At 47.7% G+C, this 17,880-nt stretch carries 15 protein-coding genes; 9 read left to right on the top strand and 6 right to left on the bottom strand.

What is annotated here, in order from left to right; all coding sequences use genetic code 11:
* Positions 1-216 precede the first annotated feature (216 nt).
* The 4 genes from AC50YO_RS14110 (at position 217) to AC50YO_RS14095 (ending at position 4,057) form a co-directional block, all read left to right on the top strand.
* Positions 217-930, top strand: coding sequence for an ABC transporter ATP-binding protein (locus AC50YO_RS14110; protein WP_494847857.1), 714 nt, complete (start codon positions 217-219; stop codon positions 928-930).
* Positions 927-2,285 carry an ABC transporter permease gene (locus AC50YO_RS14105; protein WP_494847855.1) on the top strand — a complete coding sequence of 453 codons (1,359 nt, stop codon included), beginning with the start codon at positions 927-929 and terminating at the stop codon, positions 2,283-2,285. The genes AC50YO_RS14110 and AC50YO_RS14105 overlap by 4 nt, the downstream gene beginning before the upstream one ends.
* 52 nt (positions 2,286-2,337) lie before the next feature.
* A complete protein-coding gene (locus AC50YO_RS14100; RefSeq protein WP_494847853.1) occupies positions 2,338-3,417 on the top strand; it encodes an efflux RND transporter periplasmic adaptor subunit in 1,080 nt (359 codons plus the stop codon).
* Positions 3,418-3,631: 214 nt separating this feature from the next.
* The gene (locus AC50YO_RS14095) at positions 3,632-4,057 is read left to right on the top strand and encodes an SRPBCC family protein (protein WP_494847851.1); all 426 of its coding nucleotides are present in this window, start codon (positions 3,632-3,634) and stop codon (positions 4,055-4,057) included.
* Between the two features lie 178 nt (positions 4,058-4,235).
* Here the strand turns inward: AC50YO_RS14095 and AC50YO_RS14090 are convergent, their stop codons facing one another.
* Together AC50YO_RS14090 and AC50YO_RS14085 are read right to left on the bottom strand one after the other, a co-directional pair.
* Positions 4,236-5,180: a ribose-phosphate diphosphokinase gene (locus tag AC50YO_RS14090; RefSeq protein WP_494847849.1), complete on the bottom strand. Its 945-nt coding sequence runs from the start codon at positions 5,178-5,180 to the stop codon at positions 4,236-4,238.
* A gap of 116 nt (positions 5,181-5,296) precedes the next feature.
* Entirely contained in the window at positions 5,297-6,715 is a 1,419-nt protein-coding gene (locus AC50YO_RS14085) for a DHA2 family efflux MFS transporter permease subunit (RefSeq protein WP_494847847.1), read from the bottom strand.
* A gap of 413 nt (positions 6,716-7,128) precedes the next feature.
* Between AC50YO_RS14085 and AC50YO_RS14080 the strand changes: the two genes are divergently transcribed.
* The 4 genes from AC50YO_RS14080 to AC50YO_RS14065 are packed head-to-tail and all read left to right on the top strand — an operon-like array spanning position 7,129 to position 11,283.
* Positions 7,129-8,166, top strand: coding sequence for an ABC transporter substrate-binding protein (locus tag AC50YO_RS14080; protein ID WP_494847845.1), 1,038 nt, complete (start codon positions 7,129-7,131; stop codon positions 8,164-8,166).
* A gap of 26 nt (positions 8,167-8,192) precedes the next feature.
* On the top strand, positions 8,193-9,068 hold the full coding sequence (locus tag AC50YO_RS14075) for an ABC transporter ATP-binding protein (RefSeq protein WP_494847844.1): 876 nt from the start codon (positions 8,193-8,195) through the stop codon (positions 9,066-9,068).
* A complete protein-coding gene (locus AC50YO_RS14070; protein ID WP_494847842.1) occupies positions 9,061-9,912 on the top strand; it encodes an ABC transporter permease in 852 nt (283 codons plus the stop codon). Before AC50YO_RS14075 ends, AC50YO_RS14070 begins: the two co-directional genes overlap by 8 nt.
* Before the next feature lie 30 nt (positions 9,913-9,942).
* Positions 9,943-11,283, top strand: coding sequence for an LLM class flavin-dependent oxidoreductase (locus AC50YO_RS14065; RefSeq protein WP_494847840.1), 1,341 nt, complete (start codon positions 9,943-9,945; stop codon positions 11,281-11,283).
* A 71-nt stretch (positions 11,284-11,354) separates the two neighbouring features.
* Here the strand turns inward: AC50YO_RS14065 and AC50YO_RS14060 are convergent, their stop codons facing one another.
* The 3 genes from AC50YO_RS14060 to AC50YO_RS14050 form a co-directional block, all read right to left on the bottom strand.
* Complete coding sequence (locus tag AC50YO_RS14060) at positions 11,355-11,606, bottom strand: YuzB family protein (RefSeq protein WP_494847838.1); 252 nt, start codon at positions 11,604-11,606, stop codon at positions 11,355-11,357.
* Between the two features lies 1 nt (position 11,607).
* Positions 11,608-12,534: an oxygen-dependent tRNA uridine(34) hydroxylase TrhO gene (trhO, locus tag AC50YO_RS14055; RefSeq protein WP_494847836.1), complete on the bottom strand. Its 927-nt coding sequence runs from the start codon at positions 12,532-12,534 to the stop codon at positions 11,608-11,610.
* 117 nt (positions 12,535-12,651) lie between these two features.
* Entirely contained in the window at positions 12,652-13,542 is an 891-nt protein-coding gene (locus AC50YO_RS14050; protein ID WP_494847833.1) for a LysR family transcriptional regulator, read from the bottom strand.
* Positions 13,543-13,646: 104 nt separating this feature from the next.
* Here AC50YO_RS14050 and aroC point away from each other — a divergent pair, with 104 nt between their 5' ends.
* The gene (gene aroC, locus AC50YO_RS14045) at positions 13,647-14,702 is read left to right on the top strand and encodes a chorismate synthase (RefSeq protein ID WP_494847831.1); all 1,056 of its coding nucleotides are present in this window, start codon (positions 13,647-13,649) and stop codon (positions 14,700-14,702) included.
* A 56-nt stretch (positions 14,703-14,758) separates the two neighbouring features.
* Here aroC and acnA read toward each other — a convergent pair whose 3' ends face one another.
* Entirely contained in the window at positions 14,759-17,467 is a 2,709-nt protein-coding gene (gene acnA, locus AC50YO_RS14040; RefSeq protein ID WP_494847827.1) for an aconitate hydratase AcnA, read from the bottom strand.
* Positions 17,468-17,880: the final 413 nt, after the last annotated feature.

Raw genomic sequence — 17,880 nt, 5'->3', positions numbered from 1 at the left:
TTAGAACGCTTTACCACTTTTTGATAGCGCAAAGGCTATTGCAGCCGTCCAACCTCTGTTTTCAGCGGTTGGACGGCTTTTTTTTCTTGCAATCTCTTATCCAAGGTGACAAAAATGTAAGGTTAATATCGCTCTGAAACGTTACGCAAGGGTAGAATAATCCGATATACTAGTAGATAGACTAGAAATTTGTAAAAGATAGGAAGGGGTACAGCTATGCTGCGTGTGGAAGGATTGTCGCATGCTTTCAAGAATGGCACGGAAACAACACCAGTGCTTCATCATATTGATTTCTCAGTTGCCAAGGGAGATATGGTGGCTTTACTCGGAAGCTCGGGCTCGGGAAAATCGACTTTGCTTAATTTAATGGCGGGATTAATGAAGCCGACAGAAGGAAGCATTTATATCGCTGATCATAATATCGTCAAGATGGGGGAAAACCAGCTTGCCGAGTTCCGCCGATCACATATTGGATTTATATTTCAAGCGTATGAACTGATTGCCAATCTCACCGTTCGCGAGAATGTCGAGCTGCCGCTAGTCTTTCAATCGGTGGCTCCTTCAGTGCGCAAAAAAAAGGCTCTCTCCTTGCTCGAACAAGTAGGCATACCAGATAAAGCCGAGATGTTCCCCTCTCAATTGTCTGGCGGGCAGCAGCAGCGTGTCAGTATTGCCCGTTCGCTCGTTACGGAGCCTTCGGTAATATTCGCCGATGAACCTACAGGCAACCTGGATACGAAGACAGAGGAAGAGATCATTGCGATCCTCAAACGGCTGAATAGAGAGATGAAGACGACCTTCATCATCGTGACGCATGAACGCGAGGTTGCTGTACATACTCAGCATATTATTACATTAAAGGACGGGTATTTGGTGACGGAGCCGGAAGCTTCTCCCAAAGCCGTAGCAGCAGGAGGAGAGAGGTCTTGAGAATAGGGGATATTACCCGCTTATCCTGGGATCAGGTGAAACGGAGAAAGGTCGTTACTGCATTATGCGCGGCTGGCATCAGCATTGGCTGTGCAGCCATTATTGTAGCTATGAGTATAGGCGAATCAGCGCAGAGCTACATCGAGAAAGAAATGAACATGTTTTTTAAGATGGATGAAATAACGGTAACGGCTAACGAAGGGGTAAAAGGCGGCGACTCCGCGCCGGATGAGAGTTTTATGAAGCGCGGCATGCTGACGGAGCAGAAGCTGAAGGTCATGGACGGCTTGCCGCATGTTAAGGCCGTTGCACCTTTTCAGGATATCGGCTACATCGAAATGATAACGGCGGATGATCGCCGATCGCATATTCAATTAATTGGTACGGATTTGGCGGTGCTAGGTGATTTCGGGCATTCACTGCTGCAAGGCAGTGTCTCAGATACGACCGGGGCCGTCATTCTGAACTATGGAGCAACGCTTGGTCTTGTTGATGAGGAGACACGCAGCAACCTGATCGCTCAGATTCAGAAGAATCCCTATGACGACAGCTTAATGAAGCAATATCGGAATTTGGATCGCATACCTTCTTCGCTGTATCAAAGACAGGTTCAGTTCAAAAGCCAGCAACCGACAGATGGCAAATTGAAGCTGAGCTCCCCGATCCGTGTAGCAGGCGTTCTGAAAAAGCCGGATGGAGCTAGTGAGGATTCTGTAGCTTATGACAAGAAGGCTTATGTATCGCTAGAAACAGCCGAGCTGCTGCTGCAAGAGATGGGAATGAAGAATGGAAATTCGGCATCCTCCATCAAAACATTCCAATCCGTAATCGTCAAGGTAGAGGATCAGAAGTATGTAGAGCAGGTAGAGAAGCAATTACAAAAGCTTACGTTGAACACACAGACGAATCTCTATCAGAAAGAACGATTGGCCGAGCAATTCACTATTATTAAGGCGGTTGCGCTAGGCGGCGGCGTATTCATTCTTATTATTGCTTCGATTTCGATCGTTGTGGCAATGACGATGTCGACCTACCAGCGTCGCCGGCAGATTGGAATCATGAAGGTACTGGGCGCTAATCTAGCTCAAATTCGCAATATGTTCATTGTAGAAGCAGCATTGCTAGGTTTTCTGGGGGGGCTGCTCGGGGTTATGTTCTCTTATTGGCTTGTATGGGGAATCAATGCCTTAATTCATTCCATGTCTGGGGAGCAGGATGCGGTTCTTATCTTTATTCCGTTGTCCGCTATTCCGATCGGAATGGCGTTCGCGATCTTCACAGGGGTGCTCTCCGGTATTTATCCGGCGATCAGCGCATCGCGAACCGATGCTTTGACCGCGATCAGAAGAGACTAGCTTTATGACAATACAATAACCGTTCTTATATGCAGTAGAGGGAGAGATTAGGATGAAGAAGAAAATAAAATGGATTGTTATCGGATTGGTGCTGATCGGGATAAGCTGGGGGCTGTATTCGATCTCCAATCCGTCTAAGCCGATGGTAGACACAGCAGGCAGTGACGTGCTTTCTTTCGAGGTAACGAAGGAGACGATTATTAACACGGTAGAAGTAAAAGGCAAATCGGCTTATGAGCAGGAGACGCTTGTCTATGCCCCTTTCGGAGCGAAGATAGAGAAGTGGGCCGTTCAAGATGGCCAGCAGGTGAAGAAGGGACAAATGCTCTTCAAGCTTGATCAGACGATGCTCAAGGATCAGATTCTGCAGGAAGAGGCTGTCATTGAGAAGGCAGCTCTGGAAGAAAAGCTTAATGCTTATATGAGCCAAATGGATGAGAGCGAGCAGCTCGAAACTACTGAAAATGATAGAAAGCAGGCGCTTGCCAAGAAGGAAGCAGAGCGCTTGACGCGGGAGCTGAACAAAGTAACGACTGGCCTTCAGCAGAAAGTGCTGGCTCGCAAAAAAACGCAGCTTGGCAAGTCCCAGTATAACGCGCCTGCCTCAGGCATTTTCCTGTTCGATAATGCGAATAAAGTGCCTCAGGCAGTCGGTGATAATGAATATATCGGCAAAATCGTTGATTTGGGCAAGCTGCAGCTCATCGTCTACGTTGGTGAAGCTGATGTATTCCGGATAAAAGCCGGTATGCCTGTCGAAGTAAAGATGAATGCTATGAAAGAGGTTAAGCTGGCCGGACAGGTTCTGAAGGTGTCCAAATTCGCTAAGGCAGGAACAGACAAAGACAATGCAGAGCAGTCGGCACAATTCGAGGTTCTCATTAGTCTTGAGCCTAATGAATATTTGATCGCAGGCTTGAGCCTGAACGGAAATATTGAAGTCAGCCGCCAGGAGGACGTCATCGTCGTTCCGACCATTGCGGTTATGCGTGAGCAGGAGAACTATTATGTCATGCTGGATAAAGGCAATGGCGTATACGAGCGCAAAGATATTAAGATCGGCCTTGAGACACCAGACAAGACAGAAGTGCGGGAAGGCTTGAAGGCAGGAGACAAGGTGGTTCTTCCTTAATAGACTAGGCAGTATCTTCTATTGTTAAGGGGATGCTGCTTTTTTTATGAAGAGGCAGAGCGTTGTATTTATTTACATAATTTATGTGATGAATATAGCGAATTCCACGGTTTGTTGTTATCATCAAGAGAGTGTGTGTGGAATTAAATTCCGATTGGCACATCATACAAGTGCTGCTGCTGATCAATTATAGTTATTCAATAGGGGGATTACGATGTCAACTGAAGCGTCAACAATGAGCATTCAAGCACCCGCAAATAAAGTATGGGATGCGCTTACGAGACCTGAGCTCGTTAAGCAGTGGCAGTATGGAAGTGAACTACTCACGAATTGGGAGATTGGCAGCGATATTCGTTTTCATTGTGAGTGGGAAGGCGTTGTATACGAGCAGTGGGGAAAGGTGCTGGAGGTCACCCCTTATGAGAGAATCAGATACACTCTCTTTGCTCCCCGTCCAGGATTGGCGGACGAGCCCGACAATTACTTCATTATGAGCTATGTACTGCGCAATGAAGGCGATAGCACTGTATTGATTATTGAAAAAAGCGACAACAGACCAGAAGACAGCAGAGCAGAAGCTGAAGACGAGGATGGAAATCCGATATTGTCTGCGCTTAAGCAATTGGTCGAGGGGCTTTGAATAATAACCGAAGGTTCAAGAGGAGTATGATAAAGAGAGACCGCCTAATAAATAACTATATAATCTAAGTGTAGATATAAAGGGTATACAGATTAGGAATCAGACAAGTCGATATTATAATAAAAGAAATGACGCACATGATAATTCACTTGTGCGTCATTTCTTTTATTTGTAAATCTTAGCAATGACTCGTCTTGAACAAGGTATCGATCGAGCCGCCTTCGTTAATGATCTTGAGGGCAGTTGCAAGCAGCGGCGAGATGGACAATACTTTGAACTTCTCGGAGTGTGCAGGATCGATTGCAATCGTATCGGAGATAACAACCTCACGGATATTCGGATGCGTAAGCTTCTCAAGAGCATTGCCTGAGAACAAGCCATGTGTTGCACATATGTAAGCATCCTCGGCGCCGCGTTTTTTGAGTGCCTCAACTACATTAACAATTGTGCCGCCTGTATCAATGAGATCCTCAATAATAATAGGCGTTTTATATTCTACGTCGCCAATAATATGCGTAATTTCTGTCTGGTTATGGGCAGGCCGATTCTTGATCATGATCGCGAACGGACAGTCCAGATAATCGGCTAGCTTCTCAGCAGTAGAGGCACGCCCGGCATCTGGCGATACGACGACAGGGTTTGTAATGTTTTTGCTTTTCAAATAATCGGTAATAAGATCAAGCGCAGTCAAATGATCGACTGGTATTTCGAAAAAGCCTTGAATCGCATCGGCATGCAAATCAACGGTAATCAGTCGGTCTGCACCGACGGTTGTTAGGATATCAGCAACCAGCTTCGCTGAGATAGGTTCCCGTGGAGCTGATTTTCTCTCTTGGCGAGCATAGCCGTAGTAGGGCATTACGATATTGATTGTCTTGGCCGAAGCACGTTTAGCTGCATCAATCATAACCATTAGCTCGACTAAGTTCTCGTTAACGGGATCAGACAGCGATTGCACAATGTAGACGTGAAAGTTACGGACAGACTCTTGGAACGACAGTTGGACCTCTCCACTCTGATGACGTGAAATAGCGACATCGCCGAGCGGTACGCCTAATTGCTTGCATAGCTCTTGTGCGAGCGGTTTGTTCGAGGTACCGGCAAATATTTTGACCTTATACATGAATGACCCTCCTACAGAGAAAAACACTTCAAAGATGATTAAGCTCTCTCTAGTATAACCTTTTGAAATTGATATTCAAACTCCAATTGTATGAAGGATATTATTGTAAGAAAGGTTTATAAGGCTGGAGCGTTTCTTTTCAGCAATAAAGCCAGAGGCAGACCGACTAATGCAAAGGTAGCGGCAAATAGAAAAGCATCGTTGATGCTTAGTGTATAGGCTGTAGAATGAATCCATTCTGTGCCAAGGCCAGGATTAGCCGCCGTCTCTTCGAGCTCAGTCATATGCGAATTCATACGGGCATAGAAGATGGAGGTGAACAAGCCTAGCGCTAGTGCACCGAATATTTGTCTGAGCCAATTAATCAAGGCAGAAGCGTGACTGTAGAGCTCGGCAGGGACAGCCTGCATGCCTGCATTCATCGCTGGTGTCATAGAAAGGCCAATTCCGATATACCGAACAGCCATCCACAGAGCTACATAGGTATAGCTCGTATTCAGCTGCAAGAAGCTGAATCTCCATGAGGCAAGCACGACGAGAAAGGCGCCAATCAGCACGAGACGAAGCGGTCCGATCCGATTATACCAATGTCCAACTGCTAGCGTAGCAACGCCAAGAGTAAGCGAAGGCAGGAGAAGCAGCAAGCCGACATGGAAGGGGGACATGTGATGGATCTCTTGCAGGTACAGCGGAATGAAATATACGCCGGAATATAGGCCCACGATGAGAACCGCGGATACACAGATGCTTGCGGCGAATATGCGATTGCCGAATAAGCGCAGCTGGAGCAGCGGGTGTTTGACCCGAAGCTCATGCCTAATGAATAACAGCAGCATAATGATGCTTATGGCTAGCAGCGAGGCTGATCGCCAAGAGAGCCAGCCCCATTCGTAGATTTTCCCCAAATATAATAATAAAGCTAGACTGCCTATAATGGCATAGGTTAATCCCAGGCCATCCAGCTTAGACGAGGCATGAATTCGGTAAAAAGGAAGAATACGAGAGCCCATTATTAAGGTGAGCAAACAAAGCGGGACAAGCACGAGGAACATCCAATGCCAATTATGCTCCATAAGCCAGCCGCTAATCGTCGGGGAGAGGGCAGGTCCTAGAATAGTTGTGGTGGACCATAGGCTGATTGCCATCGTTTGTTTGGATTGCGGGATAACCTGAAAAATAATCGTAAGCGTAATTGGCTGAATCAACCCGCAAAATAAGCCCTGTATCATTCTGAAAAAAATAAGGGCATAAATATTCCACGCGATCGAGCAGAGAATAGAGCTGATTAACAATCCGGCAATCGATAACAAGAACAGGTTCTTCTGGCTATAACGATCTCCCAGGTATCTGCTAAGGGGCATCACGATTCCCATCGTTAATGTAAATCCGGTCATTAGCCATTGAACCGTCGCCAGGTCAGAATCGAATATGCGTATAAAAGCAGGGAGGCCTACATTCATAGACACGACATTGTAGATAGAAATAAACGAGCCTAATATAAGAATGCTTAACACAGGCCAGTAAATCTCTTTCACTTCGGGTTTGTTTAATGCTAATTGGCTGATCTCGCTCACCCTTTCTCTCTAGCACGAAAAAGAGACATGGCAAGTGAATGCCCATGTCTCCGGCGGTCCGGTAGTTATTATTCCAATCGAATAACTGTGGATTAATAGTACCAGTCTCTATCTATGGTGTCAATCGGTACTGTTCATCGCAGCTATCCACTGCTTTTTGTCGGGATTTGTCGCAGATAAAAAGGTGAAAAAATGACTATTGACACTCTCGGCAGGAGAAGGGTAAGATGTTTTTCAAATCCAAGTAAGACGATTGGTTAATAGCAAATTAGTATTTTCGACCGGACTTCCGGAGAAGACGTAGCATCCTGTGTGATGCCTGCGTCTTTTTTTATGGCAGCACAATACGAATGAATAGGGATGGGGGTTCAGCGATGAATAGAACGACTGTTAGTCTCGTGCTTGTCAGCTTAGTAGTCTCCGCATTAGCGCTAACCGCTTGCGGCTCCAACAAGCAAGCGACAGCAGATGGAGCTAAGCGTACCGATCTTGAAGTATCCGAGCTAAGGTATCAAGGAAGCGTAGGAGCGGTGACTTATCCAGAATTGGCTGAGGATCTCGGTTACTTAGCGCCTCTTAAGCTGAATTTCATTGGCAATACGATTAGCGGGCCTCAGGATATTCAAGCTGTAGTAACAGGCGATACGGATTTTGGCGGTGCCTTTAATGGAGCTGTTGTGAAGCTCCTCGCAGCTAAAGCACCAATCACACCGGTGATCTCTTATTATGGTGTTGATGATCACACATGGACGGGTTATTACGTGCTAGACGGCAGCGAGATTACAACAGCGAAGGATCTGATCGGCAAAAGAATTGCGGTAAATACGCTCGGTGCTCATCACGAATTCGTTATTAAAGAATATTTGCATCGGGAAGGGCTGACAGCCGATGAGATCAAGCAGGTAACTTTGGTCGTTGTTCCTCCAGTAACGAGTGAGCAGACGCTGCGCGCGAAGCAGATTGATGTTGCAGCGCTAGGCGGATTGCTGCGGGATAAAGCACTTGATAGAGGCGGAATCCATCCTTTATTTACGGATAGGCAGCTTTTCGGTAATTTCAGTGCAGGCACGTATGTGCTCACCAATAAATTCATCAAGCAGAATCCGAAGGCGACCCGTAAATTTATTGATGCGACAGCTAGAGCAATCGAGTGGGCACGAACGACGCCGCGCGATGAGGTAGTGGCTCGTTACGAGAAAATTATTAAGGAACGCGGACGCAAGGAAGATGCAACGGCGGTGAAGTTTTGGAAGAGTACAGGCATCGCAGGCAAGGGGGGCCTCATTGCAGAGAGTGAATTCCAAACTTGGGTGGATTGGCTTGTTTCTGAAGGGACATTGAAAGAAAAGCAATTAGACGGGAAGACCTTGTACACGAATGAATTTAATCCTTATGCCAATGAACAAAAGTAAAATTTGTAATAAGGAGGGGCTTGTTGATGACGGTGAAAATAAAATTGGAGCAAGTCAATAAATCATTCCGGGTCAAGCGCAATCTGAGCCATTTGAAGGAGATTGATCGGCCGCTATCTGCCCTGAACAATATTAATCTGGAAGTCAAGCAGGGGGAGTTCATGGTTATTGTTGGGCCGAGCGGCTGTGGCAAGTCGACCTTGCTGGATCTTCTAGCAGGGCTGTCGAAGCCAAGCAGCGGGCAGATTCTGCTTGATGGCAAGCCAATCGCCGGGCCGAATCTCGATCGGGGCATCGTATTTCAGCAATATGCCTTATTTCCATGGAAGACTGCCCTTGGCAATGTTGAATTTGGACTGGAGACGAAGGGGGTAGGGAGGAAAGAGCGGCGGCGCATAGCCATGGAATTTATCGAATTGGTTGGTCTGGCTGGCTTCGAGAATCGTTATCCGCATGAGCTGTCTGGGGGCATGAAGCAGCGTGTAGCCATTGCTAGAAGCCTTGCCTATGATCCAGAGGTGCTGCTCATGGATGAGCCATTCGCAGCTCTTGATGCCCAGACAAGAGAGACGCTCCAGAGCGAACTGCTTCGTATTTGGGAATCTACCAAAAAGACCATTCTGTTCATTACCCATGGCATTGAAGAAGCGGTCTATCTCGGTCAGCGTGTCGCTGTTATGACTTCTCGTCCCGGTACGATTAAGACCGTCATAGACGTGCCGTTCCAATCGCGAACGTCGGAGGAGGATCTAAGGTCCGATCCTGAGTTTGTGAAGATTCGCCATCAAATCTGGGAGCTGCTTAAGGATGAAGTTCACCGGGCGCAGCAGCAGGAGAAGAGCAAGAGCCTCAGCGCAGCTGGGATAAAAGGAAAAGGAAGGGGAGTGACAGCCGATGGCTAATGGGAATGGAGGAGAGGCACTGGTCCATTATGCGCCAGTGGAGGGAAGGAGAAGAGAATTTACTTTTATCCGGTCCTTGAGGGCGCTGCTGCACAAGTTGTTGAAGAACAGCATCATTATTATTGCTTTTTTATTCGTCTGGGAGCTTGCGCCGAAGACAGGCTTTGTGAACAGCACCTTCTTTCCTCCTTTTACCGAAGTGTTAGGCGCTTGGTGGCAGCTCTTTGTGTCAGGGGACATTGCCGCACATACAGCAGCGAGCTTGACTCGTTCTGTCAGCGGTTTTCTATTGGCGATTATCGTTAGTATTCCGCTCGGCCTAGCCATTGGCTGGTGGAAGCCGGTAGCCGCATACTTGAATCCTTTGCTGGAGATGTTCCGCAACACGGCTGCGCTCGCCATATTGCCAGTCTTTATTCTGCTGCTTGGGCTTGGAGAAACGTCGAAGATCGCAATTGTTTTCTACGCCTGCGTATTCCCGCTTCTGCTGAACACGATTAGCGGTGTCCGCAACGTAGATCCCTTGCTAATCAAATCGGCTCGCTCAATGGGGCTTTCCTCCATCCGTTTGTTCCGCAAAATTATTATTCCCGCTTCACTGCCTACGATATTCGTAGGAATTAGGCAGGCTGGAGCAGGCTCCATTCTTGTATTGGTAGCTGCAGAGATGGTGGGCGCAAAGTCGGGGCTCGGTTATTTGATTCAATATACGCAGTTCAGCTTTCAAATTCCGCAAATGTATGCAGGTATCATCTCGATCTCTGTTATTGGGCTGTTGATTAATTATTTGTTCGTCTTTCTGGAGAGGAAGCTGACGTCTTGGAAGCCGGTTTACAGTGAATAAATGATTACTATTGAAAGGTGAGTGGTTGGGATGAGTACGGTGAAAAGACAAATGAATTTGAATGTGTTCATAATGAATGTGGGGCATCACGAGGCGGCATGGCGTGATTCGCGAACGGAGCCGCATCGTATTACGGATCTCCGTTATTTTCAGAGATTGGCGCAAGTGGCGGAGCAAGCGAAGTTTGATTCTCTTTTCCTAGCAGATGGACTGGCGGTTAGTCAAAATATTAAGCATGGTGCTTATACAGGTCTGGAGCCATTCACACTCTTGTCCGCCCTTGCTGCTGTCACCGAGCATATAGGATTAATTGGAACCGTCTCAACCACCTATAATGAGCCGTTCCACGTTGCCCGCAAATTCGCTTCATTAGATCATATTAGCAATGGGCGTGCGGGCTGGAATATTGTAACCTCCGGCAGTGAATTCGAAGCAAGAAACTTCAATAGAGATACCCATCTGGAGCATAGCAAGCGTTATGAGCGGGCCAAAGAGTTCCTTGATGTCGCGACAGGGCTATGGGACAGCTGGGAGGACGAGGCGCTGATTATAGATCGGAGCACAGGGCAATTCGCCGATCCGAGCAAGGTGCGTGCGATCAAGCATGCAGGAGATTCATTCAAGGTGCAAGGCCCGCTCAATATTACGAGATCGCCGCAGGGCTACCCGCTGCTCGTGCAAGCAGGCTCGTCGGAGGATGGCAAGGAATTTGCAGCGGGTTATGCGGAAGCAATCTTCACTGCGCAGCAAACTCTTGCCGAGGCTCAGCAGTTCTACTCTGATGTGAAGGCGAGACTGGGCAAATATGGACGACAGCCTGAGCAAATAAGAATATTGCCAGGCATCTGCCCGATTATTGCCGAGACGGAATCAGAGGCGAAGGAGCGGGAGCAGGAGCTGAATGAATTAACCGTTCCCGAATACGGCTTGAACCAATTGTCGCATATGCTCAAGGTCGACTTGTTCAGCTATCCGCTCGACGGGCCGTTGCCAGAGCTGCCGGGCATTGATCAAATTAATGGGAATAAAAGCCGATATCAGCTCGTAGTTGATCTGGCGAGCAGAGAGCAATTGACGATTCGTCAGCTTATTCACCGATTGGCAGGAGGAAGAGGGCATCGAACCTTCGCCGGTACGGCGATTCAAGTAGCAGATCAGCTGGAGGAATGGTTCACCCAAGGAGGAAGTGACGGCTTCAACGTTATGCCGCCGTATTTGCCAGGCGGGCTTGAGGAGTTCGCCCAGCAAGTCGTGCCAGAGCTGCAGCGGAGAGGGCTGTTCCGTACGGAATATATAGGGCGTACGCTGCGGGAGCATTATGGTCTGCCTAGACCTGTTAATCAGTTCGCCAGCCTTGCCGTATCCCAGTAGAGGATATACAAATTAAAAAGGTCTTGTCAGAGCACTGTCTGACAAGACCTTTTTGTCTAATGATACTTATTTTATTCGAAAAACTGCCTAATTTCCTCTTGAACGGCTGCCTCCACAAGCTCGAGACATTCCTCTGTCGTCTGGGCATGTATGCGATTCTCATTCACCATAGCATAAGGTCTCGCTCTGCACATATTGCACATATTCAAGCAATCGGTTCGCATAACTGCACATTCTGGAAATTTCTCTTCCAGCTCTTCCAAAGGCAAGCCTGCCAGCGCATTCCGATTACAGACCTCAACAACGACAAGCCCAAGACTCATCTTAGCCGCCTATTTGCTGCAATACTTTCAACAGCCGGGCAGGTTCGTCATTTTCATTGCATTCGGTCGAGCAATAGCCTTCATGCTCTTCTTCACAGGCCTCGCAGCAAATATGCTGGCGATGGCAGAGATCATCCTCACAATTAATGTAGCGATCCTCTGGCTTGCCGCAGTGATAGCAGATTCCGACAACGATATCCTCATCGGTACGGTTGATTGGAACAGACACCCGCTCATCGAATACATAGCATTTGCCATCGAACAGTCTGCCTTTTACCTCTTCATCCTTCCCGTAAGTAACGATACCGCCCTCAAGCTGCGCAACATCCTTGTAGCCTTCTTCCAGCAGGACAGCTGTCAGAGTCTCACAGCGAATACCGCCTGTGCAATAAGTCAGAATCGGCTTTTCCTTGTCTTCCGGCAGATTCTTGCGAATCCATTCGGGGAATTCACGGAAGGACTCAACAGTAGGCCGAATGGCATTGCGGAAATGGCCGATATCATATTCATAGTCGTTACGACCATCTAGTACGATGACATCATCTCTTTGCAATTGATCATGGAATTCCTTCGGTGACAGGCGCTTGCCTGTCTTCTCGTTAGGGTCAAGAGGCTTCTCATAACGAAGGGTTACGAGCTCTTTCTTCGGGCGAACGAATAGCTTCTTGAATACATGCGAATCAGAAGGATCGATCTTGTATACCATATCAGTGAATAACGGATTGCTGCGCATATGGGCCATATACGCCTCAGTCTGTTCAATCGTGCCGGATAATGTTCCGTTAATGCCTTGCTCAGCAATGAGAATACGTCCTTTAATGCCGAGATCTTTGCAATATTGCAAATGCTCAGCTGCATATTCCTCATATTGTTCAATCGTTACGTATTTGTAAAATAACAAGATACGATAAGGTTTATTTTCGCTCATGTCGATTCTCCAATATTAAAAAGTTTATCATCTTATGCTAAACCTCTTAATTCACTTAGTCAATATGAATATCTAGTAAACCATTAATTACAGGCGATCCTTGTGAATTAATGTAAATTATTGGTTCAATAATTTCAAAAAAGCAGCTGCAGAAGCAGGTAACTGCATCATTCTGCGTGTGATGACGCCTATCGTTCTCAAGGGGACGCTCTCCTGCAGACTTACTTCATATAAGGTGCCGGCAGCCAGCTCTTTATTAATGAAGGGCTTCGTTATAAAAGCTGCTCCGTAGCCCTGCTGAGCAAATTCGACAATCATCTCCATGCTGGTCAGCTCAATGTCAGGCTCCTTGAATACGCCATGCGATGCCAGCCAATGCTCAACGAATTGCCTTGTACTGCTCTCGGCGGTAGGAAGGAGAAGTGGAATATCGGCTAATTGCTTCAATGATATTGGCTCAGCAGCCAGCTCCCGATAAGCTTCGCCCACGAAGAAGCCATCTTGAATAGTCTGAACCGGATTAACCTCCAGCGTAGGAGCATCAATCGGCAGATGGACAAAGCCAAGATCGATCGCGTCCTCTTGCAAGCGCCGGGTAATCTCATTTGTCTTGTTCTGGAACAGCCGAATGCGAACATGGGGGTGGCTGGCATGGAACTGAGCAAGCGCTGGCATGAGCAAATGCTTGATGATAGGTCCATTGGCTCCAATTCGGAGTTCCCCTGCATCAAGGCGAGCTAGTTCAATAAGCCTCTGCTCTCCTCGTTCGAGAAGCGCGAAGGATTGCTCGACATAGCTCAGCAGCTCTTGTCCTTCCAAGGTCAATCGGACACCTCTTGCCTGTCTATCGAACAGCTTGACGCCTAGAGCTTCTTCCAGCTGCTTGATCGCGTAGCTGACAGATGGCTGTGTAATGTGCAGCGCCTCCGCGGCCTTCGTGAAATTGCCCATCTGGGCGGTATACAGAAATATGCGGTAGCTCTCCATATTGTTCATTGGACGAGTCATAGATCCTCTCTATTGCTAATCATGTTAATTGTTATTTCATTTATTGCTATGAAGGAATTATAATGAAACTATCGAATAGAGTCAACCAGAGAGGAAGATGTAAGATGGCAGCAAGCACATTTGGAGAACGATTCAAAATAACGACATTCGGAGAATCACATGGAATGGCCGTCGGCGTAATCATTGACGGAGTGACGCCGAATGTAGAAATAACCGAGCAGGATATTCAAGTTCAGATGGATCGACGCAAGCCGGGGCAATCCTCCGTTACGACTCCGCGCAAGGAATATGACATTATTCAGATCATGTCGGGAGTATTTGAAGGCAAGACGACAGGCGCTCCATTATGTATTATGCTCAATAATACGGATATGCGTCCATCCGCCTATGATGCGAATCGTCTTCTTTTCCGTCCGGGTCATGCCGATTTCACCTATGTACAAAAGTATGGGCATCGTGATCACCGCGGAAGCGGACGAGCATCCGGCAGGGAGACGGCAGGGCGCGTTGCAGCTGGTGCAGTAGCACGCAAGCTATTGGAGCGCAGAGGGGTGTCCATTGTCGCTTACACGAAAGAAGCGGGCGGTATCGCTTGCGAGACCTTTGACGAGAGCGTCATTGAGAAGAATCCAATGCGAGCAAGTGATCCTGTCGCTGCTGCCAAGATGGTTGCCAGAGTCGAGGCGTTAGCAGAAAAAGGGGATAGCTGCGGCGGGATCGTTGAGTGCATCATTCGCGGTGTTGATCCTGGTATCGGCGAGCCTACGTTCGATAAGCTTGATGCTGAATTCGCGAAGGCGATGCTGTCTATCGGCGCTGTGAAAGGGATTGAATTCGGAGCAGGATTTGCTGCTGCCTCTATGCAGGGCAGCGAGCATAACGATGCGATGGATCAGAATGGCTTCCTTACGAATAATGCAGGAGGAATTGTAGGCGGCATTAGCACAGGACAGGATATCGTGTTCCGAGTTGCTGTGAAGCCAACGTCCTCGATCTCGCTTCCACAGAAGACGGTTGATGAGTCTGGAGCAGAGCATACGATTGAGACGATAGGTCGGCATGATCCATGCATATGTCCGCGTGTTGTTCCCGTTATTGAAGCGATGGCTTGTCTCGTTCTTGAGGATCATTACAAGCGCCAAGGCGCATTGCATTATTAATAGAACAACAAAGAAGGAGCAGCCAGTTGGCTGCTCCTTCTTTGTTGTATTAACGATTACTTTTGGATCATTTGACGAAGAACGGTTTGCAGAATACCGCCATTACGGTAGTAATCTACGTCTACGAGTGAATCCAAACGAACGATAACTTGGAACTCGAATGTTGTACCATCTTCACGAGTGGCAACAACCGTTACTTTATCGCCTGGTTGTACATGATTGTTCAAGCCAACGATGTCGAATGTCTCGCGGCCAGTAATACCGAGTACAGTCCAGCCTTGACCTTCTTGGAATTGGAGTGGAAGAACACCCATACCAACAAGGTTAGAACGGTGAATACGCTCGAAGCTCTCTGTAATAACCGCTTTGACGCCGAGTAGGAAAGTACCTTTTGCTGCCCAGTCACGCGAGCTGCCTGTACCGTACTCTTTACCGCCGATTACAACAAGGTTCGTTTTGTCAGCTTGATATTTCATCGAAGCATCGTATACCGAAGTTACTTCGCCAGTTGGCTGGTAAGTCGAGAATCCGCCTTCTGTACCTGGTGCAACTTGGTTACGGATACGAATGTTAGCGAACGTACCGCGTACCATCACTTCGTGATGACCACGACGGGAGCCGTAGGAGTTGAAGTCTTTCTTGTCAACGCCGTTCTCGATCAAGTATTTGCCGCCTGGAGCATCTGGACGGATGCTGCCTGCAGGGGAGATATGGTCAGTTGTAACCGAATCACCGAGCAAAAGCAAAGTTTTTGCTGATTTGATATCTTCTACATCGCGGATGCCATCAGCCAGGTTCTCGAAGAATGGCGGGTTAGCGATATAAGTGGATTTCGGATCCCACTCATACAGTTCGCCTTCTGGAACTGGAATGGCATTCCAACGCTCGTTTTGTGTGTAAACATTCTCGTATTTCGCACGGAACATTTCTGGCGACAAGGAAGCGCCCATTGCATCAGCGATTTCTTGGTTAGTTGGCCAGATGTCCTTCAGGAATACCGGCTCGCCGTTCTGATCTTGACCGATTGGCTCGCTAGCGAAGTCGATGTTCACAGTACCTGCAAGCGCATAAGCGACAACAAGCGGTGGTGAAGCCAGGTAGTTCGCTTTGATTTGAGCATGAATACGGCCCTCAAAGTTACGGTTACCAGACAATACAGCAGCTACCGTCATGTCATTGTCAGCGATTGCTTGGCTAACATCTTCAGGAAGCGGACCGGAGTTACCGATACAAGTTGCGCAGCCATAGCCAGCAACGTGGAAGCCAAGAGCTTCAAGCGGCTCCAGAAGGTTCGCTTTAATCAAATATTCAGTAACGACGAGGGAACCTGGAGTCAGCGAGCTTTTCACGTATTCTGGTTTAACCAGGCCGCGAGCTACTGCTTTCTTAGCAACAAGTCCTGCGCCGATCATAACGCTAGGGTTGGAAGTATTCGTACAGCTCGTGATTGCCGCAAGAACAACTGCGCCTGCGCTCATTTTGCTGACTTTACCATTGCCATGCTTCACTTCAACGACTTCTTCCAGCTTAGCATCAGCGAGGCCGTAGCCGCCTTTGTCTACTGGTGTGCGCACGATATCGTTCCAAGCATCCTTCATGGAAGTCAGTTCGATACGGTCTTGCGGACGTTTTGGACCTGCAAGGCTCGGTACGATTGTCGACAAATCGAGTTCAACCACTTCTGTGAACTCAGGATCTGGCGTGTCATTTGTACGGAACATGTTTTGTGCTTTGTAATAAGCTTCAACCAGCGCGATTTGCTCTTCTGTACGGCCTGTTTGGCGCAAGAATTCAAGCGTAGTTACGTCAACTGGGAAGAAGCCAACTGTTGCGCCATACTCAGGTGCCATGTTGGCAACCGTTGCACGGTCAGGAAGGCCGATATTCGACAAGCCGGAGCCGAAGAACTCGACGAATTTGCCGACAACGCCTTTTTTACGAAGCATTTGTGTGATTGTCAGTGCAAGGTCAGTAGCTGTAGCGCCTTCTGCCAGACTGCCAGTCAATTTGAAGCCGATAACTTCTGGTGTTACGAAATAGAGCGGTTGGCCAAGCATACCAGCTTCAGCCTCGATACCGCCAACGCCCCAGCCTACGATACCCAGGCCGTTGATCATTGTTGTATGTGAATCCGTACCTACGAGAGAGTCAGGGAAGACGAAAGTTTCGCCATCAACTGTCTTAGTCGCAGCAACGGATGCCAAATATTCAAGGTTAACTTGGTGAACGATACCTGTATCCGGCGGAACCGCACGGAAGTTGTCAAACGCAGTTTGTGCCCAACGGAAGAAACGGTAACGCTCAGCGTTACGTTCGAATTCGATGCGTTGGTTGATTTCAAGCGCATCTGGCGAACCGAATGCATCGACCATTACGGAGTGGTCAATAACGAGATCGACAGGTACGAGCGGGTTGATGCTCTTAGGGTCGCCGCCTGCTTTTTTCACTGTTTCACGCATTGCTGCAAGGTCAACGACAACTGGTACACCAGTTAAATCTTGCAGTACGATACGTGCTGGGATGAAAGGAATTTCTTTATCGTCGCGGCTAATTGCCCAATCTGTCAGTTGCTTGACATGTTCTTTCGTAATTGCGCGGCCGTCGAATTGACGAACAGCACCTTCAAGCAATACTTTAATAGAGAATGGAAGCTTCGAAACTTGGCTCAAACCTTGTGCTTCAAGTGCTTGCAAGCTGTAGTAGGAATATGACTTGCCGCCAACTTCAAGGCTCGATTTCACGGAATAATGATCTTGATTTGCCATCTGTAGGAGTTCCCCCTTTGAATGAATAGGAATGGGACGATTTCGTTGCTCACCGGTTGCATGAGAGGGTCCATCACTTCATAGTTTCACTTAATGAAACCCAATTTCAAAAATCGCTTATGACTCTATTATAGCGTGAACAACTACAATTCGTAAAGTAGAAACGGGTAGGCAATAATGGATTTTCATTGCGAAACGTTATCAATAAATTCATCTTATAGGTTAAGGGTGAAATTCAGAAATATTGGTGTTTTTAGTGCCGCTGATGGGTTATTTCGTTAGGATATTAGACATTTGCAGGAATGTGGGAGGATGTTTCGATCCAGGAGTGGAAAGGGTCATGCTGAGGTCGAAAGTGGAATCGTATTCCGTTAGCGGGTGTGAGGTTGGATGAAGCGCGGTTTGAAGGGGAA

Source organism: Paenibacillus sp. J22P59 (genome assembly GCF_059383895.1).
The sequence above is the reverse complement of the archived record's forward strand: the minus strand, read 5'-3'. Positions and strand labels throughout refer to the sequence as shown.